The organism is Streptomyces sp. NPDC102283 (assembly GCF_044766265.1).
Taxonomy (GTDB): Bacteria; Actinomycetota; Actinomycetes; order Streptomycetales; family Streptomycetaceae; genus Streptomyces.
The window spans coordinates 86,346-97,935 of the sequence record NZ_JBIWLQ010000027.1; the positions used below are offsets into that span (position 1 = coordinate 86,346).

Genomic DNA, 11,590 nt, shown 5'->3' on the forward strand with positions numbered 1-11,590 from the left:
GCTCGGGGCGCAGCGCACAGAACCCGGGGCGCAGCACACAGAGCTCCGGAAGCGGGCCACGCGCGGCAGGTCGTGAGCGTCGACGGGGTACCGGGAAACGGCCATGCCCGCCAGTCTGCCTGGCGGGCATGGCCGTTATCGCTCCTCGCGGAGCGTGTCAGACGTTGAACCCCAGGGCGCGGAGCTGCTCGCGCCCGTCGTCGGTGATCTTGTCCGGGCCCCACGGCGGCATCCAGACCCAGTTGATCCGGAGCTCGTTGACGATGCCGTCCGTGGCGGACTTCGCCTGGTCCTCGATGACGTCGGTCAGCGGGCAGGCCGCGGACGTCAGGGTCATGTCGAGGGTGGCGATGTTGGCGTCGTCGACGTGGATGCCGTAGATCAGGCCCAGGTTGACGACGTCGATGCCCAGCTCGGGGTCGACGACGTCGTACAGCGCCTCGCGGACCTCCTCCTCGGAGGCCGGCTTCATGGTCGCGGTCTCGTTGTCGCTCATGCGGTCTTCCCTTCGGACAGCGCCTTGGCCGTCGCGTCCTTCCACGCCATCCAGCTCAGCAGCGCGCACTTGACCCGGGCGGGGTACTTGGAGACGCCGGCGAACGCGACGGCGTCCTCCAGCACCTCCTCCATCGCGTCGTCCGGCTCCAGCTGGCCCTTGGACTGCATCAGCTCCAGGAAGGTGTCCTGGATCTTCTGCGCCCGGGACAGCTCCTTGCCGACGAGCAGCTCGTTCAGCACGGAGGCGCTGGCCTGGCTGATGGAGCAGCCCTGGCCCTCGTAGCTCACGTCGGCGATGGTCTCGCCGTCGTACTTCACCCGGAGCGTGATCTCGTCGCCGCACGTCGGATTGACGTGGTGCACCTCGGCGTCGCCGTCCCGCAGGCCGCGCCCGTGGGGGTGCTTGTAGTGGTCCAGGATCACTTCCTGGTACATGGATTCAAGCTTCACCAGTCAACCCTCAGCCGAAGAAGTTCCGGACGTGCTCCAGACCGTCCACCAGGGCGTCGACCTCGGCGGGCGTGGAGTACAGATAGAACGACGCTCGCGTCGTCGCGGGAATTCCGTACCGCAGGCAGACCGGGCGGGCGCAGTGGTGGCCGACCCGGACGGCGATGCCCAGTTCGTCGAGGACCTGGCCCACGTCGTGCGGGTGGATGTCGCCGAGGGTGAAGGAGATCGTGGCCCCGCGGTCCTCGGCCGTCGCCGGACCGATGATCCGCAGGTCCGGGACCTCCAGGAGGCGCTTCACCGCGTACTCGGTGATCGCCTTCTCGTGGCTGTGGATCTTCTCCATGCCGATCGCCGAGAGGTAGTCCACGGCCGCGCCGAGGCCGACTGCCTGGGCGATCGGGGGCGTACCGGCCTCGAACTTGTGCGGCGCCGGAGCATACGTCGAGGAGTGCATCGACACGGTCTCGATCATCTCGCCGCCGCCGAGGAACGGAGGCAGGTCCTCCAGGAGCTCCTGCCGCCCCCACAGCACGCCGATGCCGGTCGGGCCGACCATCTTGTGACCGGTGAAGGCCACGAAGTCGGCCTGGAGCGCCTGCACGTCGAGCACCATGTGCGGCGCCGCCTGCGAGGCGTCGATGCAGACCAGCGCGCCGACCTGCTGGGCGCGGCGGATGATCTGCTCGACCGGGTTGACGGTGCCCAGGATGTTGGAGACCAGCGTGAAGGAGACGATCTTCGTCTTCTCGGTGATGATCTCGTCGATGTTCGACAGGTCGAGCCGGCCGTCGTCGGTGATGCCGAACCACTTCAGCTTCGCGCCGGTGCGCTGCGAGAGCAGCTGCCACGGCACGATGTTGGAGTGGTGCTCCATCTCCGTGGTGACGATCTCGGTCTCACGGTCCACCCGATAGGGCTCGTCCGCCCAGCCGAGCATGTTCGCCACGAGGTTGAGCGACTCCGAGGCGTTCTTCGTGAAGATCACCTCGTTGCGGCTGGGTGCGTTGATGAAGGCGGCGACCTTGTCGCGGGCGCCCTCGTACAGCGCGGTTGCCTCCTCGGCGATCGTGTAGACGCCGCGGTGCACGTTCGCGTTGTGCCGCTCGTAGTACTCGTTGAGCGCGTCGAGGACCTGACGCGGCTTCTGCGAGGTCGCCGCGGAGTCCAGGTAAACGATCTTCTTGCCGTCGTGGACCGTGCGGTCCAGGATCGGGAAGTCCTTGCGGATCGCCTCGGTGTCGAGGAGGCCGGTGAGCCCCTGTCGGGCGTCAGTCACGCGGCTGCACCTCCTGAGTTCCCTCCGTTCACGGGGCCACCCTTCGTGTAGGCCTCGTAGCCCTCGTTCTCCAGCTGGTCGGCCAGCTCGGCGCCGCCGGAGGCCGCGATACGGCCGTTGGCGAAGACGTGCACGAAGTCGGGCTTGATGTACTTCAGGATGCGGGTGTAGTGCGTGATCAGCAGGGTGCCGACCTCGCCGGACTCGCGGACCCGGTTGACACCCTCGGAGACGGTCTTGAGCGCGTCGACGTCCAGGCCGGAGTCGGTCTCGTCCAGGACGGCGATCTTCGGCTTGAGGAGCTCCAGCTGGAGGATCTCGTGGCGCTTCTTCTCACCGCCGGAGAAGCCCTCGTTGACGTTGCGCTCGGCGAAGGACGGGTCCATCTGGAGCCCGGCCATCGTCTCCTTGACCTCCTTGACCCACGTACGCAGCTTGGGGGCCTCGCCGCGGATGGCGGTGGCGGAGGTGCGCAGGAAGTTGGAGACCGAGACACCGGGGATCTCGACCGGGTACTGCATGGCGAGGAACAGGCCGGCGCGGGCCCGCTCGTCGACGGACATCTCCAGGACGTCCTCGCCGTCCAGGGTGACCGTGCCACCGGTGATCGTGTACTTGGGGTGACCCGCGAGCGAGTACGCGAGGGTGGACTTGCCGGACCCGTTGGGGCCCATGATGGCGTGCGTCTCGCCCTGCTTCACGGTCAGGTCGACGCCCTTGAGGATCTCCTTCGTGGCGTTGTCGGCCTCGACGGAAACGTGCAGGTCGCGGATTTCAAGCGTTGCCATGGGTGACTCAGGACTCCTGGGTGACGGAGACGAGCACATCGTCCCCTTCGATCTTTACGGGGTATACGGGGACGGGGCGCGTCGCGGGAAGGCCGGACGGCTTGCCGGTGCGGAGGTCGAACGACGATCCGTGCAGCCAGCACTCGATCGAACAGTCCTCCACCTCGCCCTCCGAGAGGGAGACGTTCGCGTGCGAGCAGATGTCGTTGATCGCGAACACCTCGCCCTCGGTGCGGACGACGGAGACGGGCGTGCCGTCGAGCTCCACCCGCTTGGGGGTGTCGTCCTCCAGCTCGCTCAGCGCACAGACCTTGACGAAGGACATCAGACGGACGCCTTCAGCTCGGTCTCGATCTTCTCGATGAGACGCGCTTCGACGTCCGGCAGACCGATCTGCTGGACCAGCTCGGCGAAGAAGCCGCGCACGACGAGACGGCGGGCCTCCTCGGCCGGGATGCCGCGGGACTGGAGGTAGAAGAGCTGCTCGTCGTCGAAGCGGCCGGTCGCCGAGGCGTGGCCGGCGCCGACGATCTCGCCGGTCTCGATCTCCAGGTTGGGCACGGAGTCGACCCGGGCGCCGTCGGTGAGGACGAGGTTCCGGTTCATCTCGTAGGTGTCGGTGCCCTCGGCCGCGGCCTGGATGAGGACGTCGCCGATCCAGACGGCGTGCGCGCCGTCGCCCTGGAGGGCGCCCTTGTACACCGCGTTGGACTTGCAGTGCGGGGTGTTGTGGTCGACCAGGAGGCGGTGCTCCTGGTGCTGACCCTTGTCGGTGAAGTACAGGCCGAAGAGCTCCGCCTCGCCGCCGGGGGCCGCGTAGGCGACCCGGGGATGCAGGCGCACGACGTCGCCGCCGAAGGTGACGACGATCGACTTGAACGAGGCGTCCCGGCCGACCAGCGCGTTGTGCTGGCCGACGTGGACGGCCGTGTCGTCCCAGTCCTGGACGGAGACGACGGTCAGCTTCGCGCCGTCGCCCAGCACGTAGTCGACGTTGGCGGCGAGCACCGCGTCACCGGTGTGGTCGATGACGACGACGGCCTCGGCGAAGGCGCCCAGCTGGATGAGCTGGTGCCCGTAGGCGACGCCGCCCTCGCCGTGCACGGCGATCCGGATCGGCTCGGTGAGCACGGCTTCCTTGGCGACCGTGACGACCGAGGCCTGCTCGAAGGAGCTGTACGCCTGGGCGGCGACCCGGTCCACCGGGGTGCCGGCCTTGCCGAGCCGGGAGTCGTCGCGGCCGACGGTCTCGACCGTGACGCCCTCGGGGGCCTCGATGGCGACCTTCACGCCGCCGCCGTTCGCGACCGCGGTGCCGTCGTGCAGTCCGCGCAGTCGCTCCAGCGGCGTGAAGCGCCACTCCTCCTCACGGCCGTGCGGGACGGGGAAGTCCGCGACGTCGAAGGACGGGGGTGCGCTCATGCGGGTGGCGACGGTCGACTCGGCGGCCACCGCGATGGAGCCGGCGGTGGTGGAGCCCACCGGAGTGTTCTGAGCCTCAGCCATGGCTGTCGTAGTGCTCGCTTTCTCAGTCAAGAAGGGGGGTGGTTCGGTGGGGGTGCGGGGACGGCCGCGAACGGCCGTCCCGGTGGTCCTCGGACGAGGACCTAGCCGACCGAACCCTCCATCTGCAGCTCGATCAGCCGGTTGAGCTCCAGGGCGTACTCCATGGGCAGCTCCTTCGCGATCGGCTCGACGAAGCCGCGCACGATCATCGCCATGGCCTCGAACTCGGTGAGCCCGCGGCTCATGAGGTAGAAGAGCTGGTCCTCGGAGACCTTGGAGACGGTCGCCTCGTGACCCATCGACACGTCGTCCTCGCGGACGTCGACGTAGGGGTAGGTGTCCGAGCGGGAGATCGTGTCGACGAGCAGAGCGTCGCAGAGCACGTTGGACTTCGCGCCCGGCGCGCCCTCGCCGATCTCGATCAGACCGCGGTAGGACGTGCGGCCACCGCCTCGCGCCACCGACTTGGAGACGATGTTGGAGGAGGTGTTCGGGGCCATGTGGACCATCTTGGCGCCGGCGTCCTGGTGCTGGCCCTCGCCCGCGAAGGCGATGGACAGGGTCTCGCCCTTGGCGTGCTCGCCCATCAGGTAGATGGCCGGGTACTTCATGGTCACCTTGGAGCCGATGTTGCCGTCGACCCACTCCATGGTCGCGCCCTCGTAGGCCACGGCCCGCTTGGTGACCAGGTTGTAGACGTTGTTCGACCAGTTCTGGATGGTCGTGTAGCGGCAGCGGCCGCCCTTCTTCACGATGATCTCGACCACGGCGCTGTGCAGCGAGTCCGAGGAGTAGATCGGGGCGGTGCAGCCCTCGACGTAGTGGACGTAGGCGTCCTCGTCGACGATGATCAGCGTCCGCTCGAACTGGCCCATGTTCTCCGTGTTGATACGGAAGTAGGCCTGGAGCGGGATGTCCACGTGGACGCCCTTGGGCACGTAGATGAACGATCCGCCGGACCAGACGGCCGAGTTCAGCGAGGCGAACTTGTTGTCACCGACGGGGATGACGGTGCCGAAGTACTCCTTGAAGAGCTCCGGGTGCTCCTTCAGCGCGGTGTCGGTGTCCATGAAGATGACACCCTGCGCCTCCAGCTCCTCGTTGATCTGGTGGTAGACGACCTCGGACTCGTACTGCGCGGCGACGCCGGCGACGAGGCGCTGCTTCTCCGCCTCGGGGATGCCGAGCTTGTCGTACGTGTTCTTGATGTCCTCGGGCAGCTCCTCCCAGGAGGCCGCCTGCTTCTCCGTGGACCGCACGAAGTACTTGATGTTGTCGAAGTCGATGCCCGACAGGTCGGAGCCCCAGTTCGGCATGGGCTTCTTGCCGAAGAGCTTGAGGCCCTTGAGCCGCAGCTTCAGCATCCATTCGGGCTCGTTCTTCTTCTCCGAGATGTCGCGGACGACAGCCTCGGAGAGACCGCGCTTCGCCGCCGCGCCTGCCGCGTCGGAGTCGGCCCAGCCGAATTCGTACGTACCCAGACCCTCGAGCTCAGGGTGGGCAGTCTCCGTGGGGAGCGTCATGCGGGGTTCCTCCCGGCCGTGCTTGCAGATGCTGAATGGGTGGTCTGTGGGGGTGGAGCGTGGCCGCTTCTCGGCACGTAGGTCGTGCACACACCATCGCCGTGGGCGAGGGTGGCCAGACGCTGCACATGGGTCCCGAGAAGGCTGGAGAAGAATTCCGTCTCCGCCTCGCACAGCTGTGGGAACTGCTCGGCGACATGCGCCACCGGGCAGTGGTGCTGGCACAGCTGCTCGCCCTGCTGCGGGCCCGGCGCGCTTCGCGCCATAGCAGCGTACCCGTCGGCCGACAGGGCCTTGGCCAGGGCCTCGGTGCGCCCTTCGGGCGCCGCGGCCTCGACCACGGCGCGGTACGCCTCGCCCACCGCGGCCATCCGGGCGCGGGCGAAGGCGAGGACCGCCTCGTCGCCCCCGGACGCGGCGATGAAGCGCAGGGCGTCGGCGGCCAGCTTGTCGTAGGACTGGTCGAAGGCGTCCCGGCCGCAGTCCGTCAGGGCGAACACCTTGGCGGGCCTGCCGCGGGTCCTTGCCCCGTAGACCCGCTGTTCGCGGGCTTCGACGACATCGTCGGAGACGAGGGCGTCCAGGTGGCGGCGGACGGCGGCCTGGGTGAGGCCGACGCGCTTGGCGAGGTCCGCGACGGTGGAGGGGCCGTGGTCCAGGATGGAGCGCGCGACCCGGTTGCGCGTCGAGCGCTCACCGGTCGCGAGTTCCTCCTGGGGAGCCCGTCCGTCGTATTTCACAACACCATTGTTGCGTAATTCATTCGACTCTGACAACCACGGTCCGGAACGATCAACGGTGTGGTTCGTCACTTAGGGTTACCTAATCCGGCCCCGGGAGACGCCCCCTCCCGAACGCTGCCTAGACTGGTGCGCCATGGAGAACGAGCCCGTCGTACAGGTCAAGGGCCTGGTGAAGCGGTACGGCACGAAGACCGCGGTGAACGGCCTCGATCTGGTGGTCGCGACCGGCGCGGTGACCGCCGTCCTCGGCCCGAACGGCGCCGGGAAGACCACCACGATCGAGACCTGCGAGGGCTACCGCCGCCCCGACGCCGGCACCGTACGCGTCCTCGGCCTCGATCCGGTCGCCGACGCGGAGCGGCTGCGTCCGCGGATCGGGGTGATGCTCCAGTCCGGCGGCGTCTACTCCGGAGCGCGCGCCGACGAGATGCTCCGCCACATGGCCAAGCTGCACGCCCACCCCCTCGACGTGGACGCCCTGACCGAACGCCTCGGCCTCGGCGACTGCGGCCGGACCACCTACCGACGGCTCTCCGGCGGCCAGCAGCAGCGCCTCTCGCTGGCCATGGCGGTCGTCGGCCGGCCCGAGCTGGTCTTCCTCGACGAGCCGACCGCCGGGCTCGACCCGCAGGCCCGCCGCTCCACCTGGGAGCTGGTGCGCGAGCTGCGCGCCGACGGGGTGTCCGTGGTGCTGACCACCCACTTCATGGACGAGGCCGAGACGCTCGCCGACGACGTCGCGATCATCGACGCGGGCCGGGTCATCGCCCGGGACAGCCCGGAGGCGCTCTGCCGGGGCGGCGCGGAGAACACCCTGCGCTTCACCGGCCGCCCGGGCCTCGACCTCGGCTCGCTCGTCAAGGCGCTGCCCGACGGCTCCGGGGCCGCGGAGCCGCTGCCGGGGACGTACCGGATCACCGGGTCCATCGATCCGCAGTTGCTGGCCACCGTGACCTCCTGGTGCGCCCAGCACGGCGTGATGCCCGAGGGCATCTCCGTGGAGCGGCACACCCTGGAGGACGTCTTCCTCGAACTGACCGGCAAGAAACTGACCGGCAAGGAGCTGCGCGCATGAGCGCCGGTACGTACACCCCGCGCCCCGGCGCGGCCCCGCTCCCCCGGATGATCGCCGCGCAGACCGCGCTGGAGACCCGGATGCTGCTGCGCAACGGCGAACAGCTGCTGCTGACGGTGATCATCCCGACGCTGCTGCTGGTGCTGTTCAGCGCCGTCGACATCGTGGACACCGGCTCGGGCGCGTCGGTCGACTTCCTGGCCCCGGGCATCCTGGCGCTCGCCGTGATGTCCACCGCCTTCACCGGCCAGGCCATCGCCACCGGCTTCGAACGCCGCTACGGGGTCCTCAAGCGCCTCGGGGCCTCTCCGCTGCCCCGCTGGGCGCTGATGACCGCGAAGACGCTGTCGGTGCTGGTCACCGAGGTGCTCCAGATCGTGCTGCTGACGGCGATCGCCTTCGCCCTGGGCTGGTCGCCGCAGGGCAATCCGCTCTCGGTGCTGCTGCTCCTGGTGCTGGGAACGGCCGCGTTCTCCGGGCTCGGGCTGCTGATGGCGGGGACGCTCAAGGCGGAGGCGACGCTCGCCGCCGCCAACCTGGTGTTCCTGCTGCTGCTGGTCGGCGGCGGGGTCATCGTGCCGCTGGAGAAGTTCCCGGACGCCGTGCAGTCGGTGCTGGGGCTGCTGCCCGTATCGGCGCTCTCGGAGGGCCTGCGGGACGTCCTCCAGCACGGTGCGTCGATGCCGTGGACGCAGGCCGGGATCCTGGTGGTGTGGGCGGTGCTGGGGCTCGGCGCGGCGGCGAAGTTCTTCCGCTGGGAGTAGCCCGACCGGGGCATGTTCCGGGGACGTGTGCGGGCAACCGGGTACGAACCCACCCCCTCGTGAAAACATGCACAAGCCCCGTCCTACGATGGTCCGCGTGGAAACCCCCATCTCCCTCATCGCCAAGCGCTGGACGCCGTCCACCAGGGTGGTGAAGCGCGCCGCGCTCTCCGCCGTCATGATGAGCGTCTTCATCATCGTCACCGGCGGGGCCGTCCGGCTCACCGGTTCGGGCCTCGGCTGCGACACCTGGCCCAAGTGCACCGACGACAGTCTGTTCGCGACGCCCGAACAGGGGCTGCACGGCGCGATCGAGTTCGGCAACCGGATGCTGACCTACGTCCTTTCGGCCGCGGTCGGCTGGGCGATCATCGCCATCAGTTCGGTCAAGCCGCGCCGCCGCAAGCTCGCCCGGCTGGCCTGGCTGCAGTTCTGGATCGTGCTGGGCAACGCCGTCCTCGGTGGGATCACGGTCTGGGCGGGCCTCAACCCCTGGACGGTGGCCGGGCACTTCCTGCTGGCCAACGCGCTTCTCGCGGTCACCGTGATCACCTGGGTGCGGGTCGGCGAGGGCGACGGTCCCGCGCGCCCCCGCACCCCCCTGCCGGTGCGGCGCCTGGCCTGGGCGATCGTGGCGACCACGGTGATCCTGATCGTGCTGGGCACCTCGGTGACCGGGTCCGGCAAGCACGCCGGCGACAGCAGCGACGTACCGCGCATGCCGTGGGACTGGTCGGCCGCCGCCCATGTGCACGCCATCTCCGCCTGGGTCGTCTGCGCCCTGGCCATCGCGATGTGGCTGGCCCTGCGGGTGGTCGACGCGCCCGCCGACACCCGGGCCCGCGCCCGCGACCTGCTGGTCGTGCTGCTCGCCCAGGGAGCGATCGGGTACGTCCAGTACTTCAGCGACGTCCCCGAGATCCTGGTCGGCGTCCACATGTTCGGCTCGGCCATCCTGTGGATCGCCGTGATCCGGCTGGTGCTGAGCATGCGCGAGCGCGGCGACGACGCACCCGCCCCGCTGCCCTGCCCGTCCGCCGAGCGGCCGGAGTCGACACCGGCGGCGGTCTGACGGACATCCGTCACTGAGGGGCGGCGGGCCGCGGTGGCCCGCCGCCCCTCACATGTGCCGTGTCCCCTAACATTGCCGCGGCCCCTCACTCCAGCCCGTACACCCGGCGCGCGTTGCCCGACCCGACCATCGCGGCGACCCGGACCGCGTCCCGCCGGGTCCACGCGCCGTCCGCGACCCAGCCGCCCAGCACCCGCCCCAGCGCCTCGCGGAACTGCCGCGCGCCCACCAGATGCAGCTCCGGCAACCCCTGCGCCCCGCTGGAGAACAGCAGCTTGCCGAACGGCGCGAGCTCCATGACCTCCGCCAGCACGCCCGCCGCCCGCGCCCCGGTCCACGCCGGTACGGTCCCCAGATCGGCGTAGACGTGCGGGTGCCGGCCGGCCAGGGCTGCGGCCTGCCGGTGGTGCGGGTAGCCGTGCAGAAGGACGAGGTCGCAGCCGTGGCCCTCGGTCGCGGCGGCGAAGCCGGCGAGGCCGGCCGGATCCGCGGCGCCCAGGCGCAGTTGCAGCGGCAGCCCGCAGGCCACCGCGGACCAGCGCAGATGGTCCAGCAGCTCCGGCTCGGCAAAGGCCCCGCCGCCCCTCTCCCCCGCGCCCCGGCGGGCCGCCCGGCGCGCCTCCTCCCGCCGGGCCAGCCAGCGCCCGGCCGCCGCCCGCAGGAGGACCGGCCCCGGCGGCTCGGGGGCGACGAAGGGGGCGGCCCCGCCGAGGGAGGCGACCGCCGCGGCCGAGGTGAACGCGACGGCGGAGGCCGCGGCGGTGTGGACGGCCTCGCCGAGGTTGACGAGGAAGGCGTCGACGGTGCCCGAGGTGTCGGCGACGTGTTCGGCGAGGACTTCGAGACGGACGATCTCACGGGCCTCGGACCCGGCCGCCGAGGCCAGCTCGGCCGGTCCCGTGAGGTCGCCGGGGAGTCCGGTGTCGACGAGGTGGGCGGAGACCCCGGTGGCGCGCAGCAGGCGGCGGGAGGCCTCGGCGACGCCCAGTTCGCGCCGCCTGGCCAGGTAGTGGGCGGGCGGGCAGTGCGCTTCGAGCCCGAGCAGGGGCGGGCACCAGCGGCGTACCGCGAAGCCGGTCTGGGTGTCGAAGAAGGTGGTGCCGGGCGCCGCCGGTGCGCGGGCGGCGGTGAGCCGGGCCTCGAAGGTGCCGAGGCCCAGCTCGGTGCGCAGGACGCCGTGGCAGTTCTGGTCGACCAGGTCGGCCACGGGAACGGTGTCGGTCATCCGGGGCTCCCTGGGGAAGGCGTGCGTGTGCACGGCCTAACGGGCGGGCCCCGCGTCAGGTGTTGCCCGGCGGCGCCGGAAGCGGCGCCGCGCCTCGGCGGTCGGCTGTCGTCTCAGCCGTCGTTGGAGGGGCCGCCGACCTGGATCCCGGCCATCCGGGACCACTCGTACGGGCCGGTGCGGACCTTGAGCGCGAACTCGCCGTCGAACTCCTCGTGCATCGTGATGCCGGACTTCCGCGCCGCGCTCTCGGCCACCGCGTAGGTCGGGGCCACGAGGTCGCCCCAGGCGCCGTCCTCGCCTACCAGCACGATGCGGGCGCCCGCCTGGCCGATGTAGGCGACCTGTCCCTCGGCGCCGCCGTGCTCCTTGGCGAAGGAACCGATCTCGCGGGCCAGCTTCGCCGCCCTGCGCTCGGCGCGGGCCGCCTTCCTGGCGTCCGTGCGTGAGGTCTGCCCGCTGCCGCTTACGTCTGCTGCCGTCTCTGCCATGAACAGGATGCTACCGACGGGTAGATGAACTGGCGACGGGGGGGGGGGGGGGGGGGGGGGGGGGGGGGGGGGGGGGGCCGGGCGGCGGGGGGGGGGGGGGGGGGGGGGGGGCGCGGCGGCCGGCCGCCCGCGCGCCCCCCCGCCCCCCGCCCCCCCCCCCCCCCCCCCCCCCCCCC

13 protein-coding genes are annotated in these 11,590 nt (G+C 70.6%); 3 read left to right on the plus strand and 10 right to left on the minus strand.

Annotated elements, in window-relative coordinates:
* Positions 1–157: 157 nt before the first annotated feature.
* From ACIRJT_RS35815 to ACIRJT_RS35850, 8 genes are all read right to left on the minus strand, one after another.
* On the minus strand, positions 158–496 hold the full coding sequence (locus ACIRJT_RS35815) for a metal-sulfur cluster assembly factor (RefSeq protein ID WP_003969897.1): 339 nt from the start codon (positions 494–496) through the stop codon (positions 158–160).
* The gene (sufU, locus tag ACIRJT_RS35820) at positions 493–948 is read right to left on the minus strand and encodes a Fe-S cluster assembly sulfur transfer protein SufU (RefSeq protein ID WP_403917928.1); all 456 of its coding nucleotides are present in this window, start codon (positions 946–948) and stop codon (positions 493–495) included. The genes ACIRJT_RS35815 and sufU overlap by 4 nt, the downstream gene beginning before the upstream one ends.
* Positions 949–958: 10 nt before the next feature.
* Positions 959–2,227, minus strand: coding sequence for a cysteine desulfurase (locus ACIRJT_RS35825; protein ID WP_403917931.1), 1,269 nt, complete (start codon positions 2,225–2,227; stop codon positions 959–961).
* Entirely contained in the window at positions 2,224–3,015 is a 792-nt protein-coding gene (gene sufC / locus ACIRJT_RS35830) for a Fe-S cluster assembly ATPase SufC (RefSeq protein ID WP_403917934.1), read from the minus strand. The genes ACIRJT_RS35825 and sufC overlap by 4 nt, the downstream gene beginning before the upstream one ends.
* Before the next feature lie 7 nt (positions 3,016–3,022).
* The gene (locus tag ACIRJT_RS35835; protein WP_403917937.1) at positions 3,023–3,340 is read right to left on the minus strand and encodes a bifunctional 3-phenylpropionate/cinnamic acid dioxygenase ferredoxin subunit; all 318 of its coding nucleotides are present in this window, start codon (positions 3,338–3,340) and stop codon (positions 3,023–3,025) included.
* Positions 3,340–4,521, minus strand: coding sequence for a Fe-S cluster assembly protein SufD (gene sufD, locus ACIRJT_RS35840; RefSeq protein ID WP_403917940.1), 1,182 nt, complete (start codon positions 4,519–4,521; stop codon positions 3,340–3,342). The genes ACIRJT_RS35835 and sufD overlap by 1 nt, the downstream gene beginning before the upstream one ends.
* 101 nt (positions 4,522–4,622) lie before the next feature.
* A complete protein-coding gene (sufB, locus tag ACIRJT_RS35845) occupies positions 4,623–6,044 on the minus strand; it encodes a Fe-S cluster assembly protein SufB (RefSeq protein ID WP_215110317.1) in 1,422 nt (473 codons plus the stop codon).
* Positions 6,041–6,784 (minus strand): helix-turn-helix transcriptional regulator, encoded by a 744-nt coding sequence (locus ACIRJT_RS35850; RefSeq protein ID WP_403917945.1) that lies wholly within the window; start codon positions 6,782–6,784, stop codon positions 6,041–6,043. Before ACIRJT_RS35850 ends, sufB begins: the two co-directional genes overlap by 4 nt.
* A gap of 136 nt (positions 6,785–6,920) precedes the next feature.
* Here ACIRJT_RS35850 and ACIRJT_RS35855 point away from each other — a divergent pair, with 136 nt between their 5' ends.
* The 3 genes from ACIRJT_RS35855 (at position 6,921) to ACIRJT_RS35865 (ending at position 9,698) form a co-directional block, all read left to right on the plus strand.
* Positions 6,921–7,862, plus strand: a complete 942-nt coding sequence (locus tag ACIRJT_RS35855; RefSeq protein WP_403917948.1) for an ABC transporter ATP-binding protein — start codon at positions 6,921–6,923, stop codon at positions 7,860–7,862.
* A complete protein-coding gene (locus ACIRJT_RS35860; RefSeq protein WP_403917950.1) occupies positions 7,859–8,626 on the plus strand; it encodes an ABC transporter permease in 768 nt (255 codons plus the stop codon). Before ACIRJT_RS35855 ends, ACIRJT_RS35860 begins: the two co-directional genes overlap by 4 nt.
* Before the next feature lie 88 nt (positions 8,627–8,714).
* Positions 8,715–9,698 carry a heme A synthase gene (locus ACIRJT_RS35865; protein ID WP_403917952.1) on the plus strand — a complete coding sequence of 328 codons (984 nt, stop codon included), beginning with the start codon at positions 8,715–8,717 and terminating at the stop codon, positions 9,696–9,698.
* An 85-nt stretch (positions 9,699–9,783) separates the two neighbouring features.
* On the opposite strand, the gene ACIRJT_RS35870 is transcribed toward ACIRJT_RS35865, so the two are convergent.
* Together ACIRJT_RS35870 and ACIRJT_RS35875 are read right to left on the minus strand one after the other, a co-directional pair.
* Positions 9,784–10,923, minus strand: coding sequence for an amidohydrolase (locus tag ACIRJT_RS35870; RefSeq protein ID WP_403917954.1), 1,140 nt, complete (start codon positions 10,921–10,923; stop codon positions 9,784–9,786).
* A 113-nt stretch (positions 10,924–11,036) separates the two neighbouring features.
* Complete coding sequence (locus ACIRJT_RS35875; protein ID WP_403917957.1) at positions 11,037–11,414, minus strand: hypothetical protein; 378 nt, start codon at positions 11,412–11,414, stop codon at positions 11,037–11,039.
* Between the last annotated feature and the right edge of the window lie 176 nt (positions 11,415–11,590).

Excerpts from the sequence above, each read along its gene's own strand:
- ACIRJT_RS35815 (WP_003969897.1), bottom strand. The coding sequence starts at position 496 with ATGAGCGACAACGAGACCGCGACCATGAAGCCGGCCTCCGAGGAGGAG.
- ACIRJT_RS35870 (WP_403917954.1), bottom strand. The coding sequence starts at position 10,923 with ATGACCGACACCGTTCCCGTGGCCGACCTGGTCGACCAGAACTGCCAC.
- sufB (WP_215110317.1), bottom strand. The coding sequence starts at position 6,044 with ATGACGCTCCCCACGGAGACTGCCCACCCTGAGCTCGAGGGTCTGGGT.
- ACIRJT_RS35855 (WP_403917948.1), top strand. The coding sequence starts at position 6,921 with ATGGAGAACGAGCCCGTCGTACAGGTCAAGGGCCTGGTGAAGCGGTAC.
- ACIRJT_RS35865 (WP_403917952.1), top strand. The coding sequence starts at position 8,715 with ATGGTCCGCGTGGAAACCCCCATCTCCCTCATCGCCAAGCGCTGGACG.
- ACIRJT_RS35875 (WP_403917957.1), bottom strand. The coding sequence starts at position 11,414 with ATGGCAGAGACGGCAGCAGACGTAAGCGGCAGCGGGCAGACCTCACGC.
- ACIRJT_RS35835 (WP_403917937.1), bottom strand. The coding sequence starts at position 3,340 with ATGTCCTTCGTCAAGGTCTGTGCGCTGAGCGAGCTGGAGGACGACACC.
- sufC (WP_403917934.1), bottom strand. The coding sequence starts at position 3,015 with ATGGCAACGCTTGAAATCCGCGACCTGCACGTTTCCGTCGAGGCCGAC.
- ACIRJT_RS35860 (WP_403917950.1), top strand. The coding sequence starts at position 7,859 with ATGAGCGCCGGTACGTACACCCCGCGCCCCGGCGCGGCCCCGCTCCCC.
- sufD (WP_403917940.1), bottom strand. The coding sequence starts at position 4,521 with ATGGCTGAGGCTCAGAACACTCCGGTGGGCTCCACCACCGCCGGCTCC.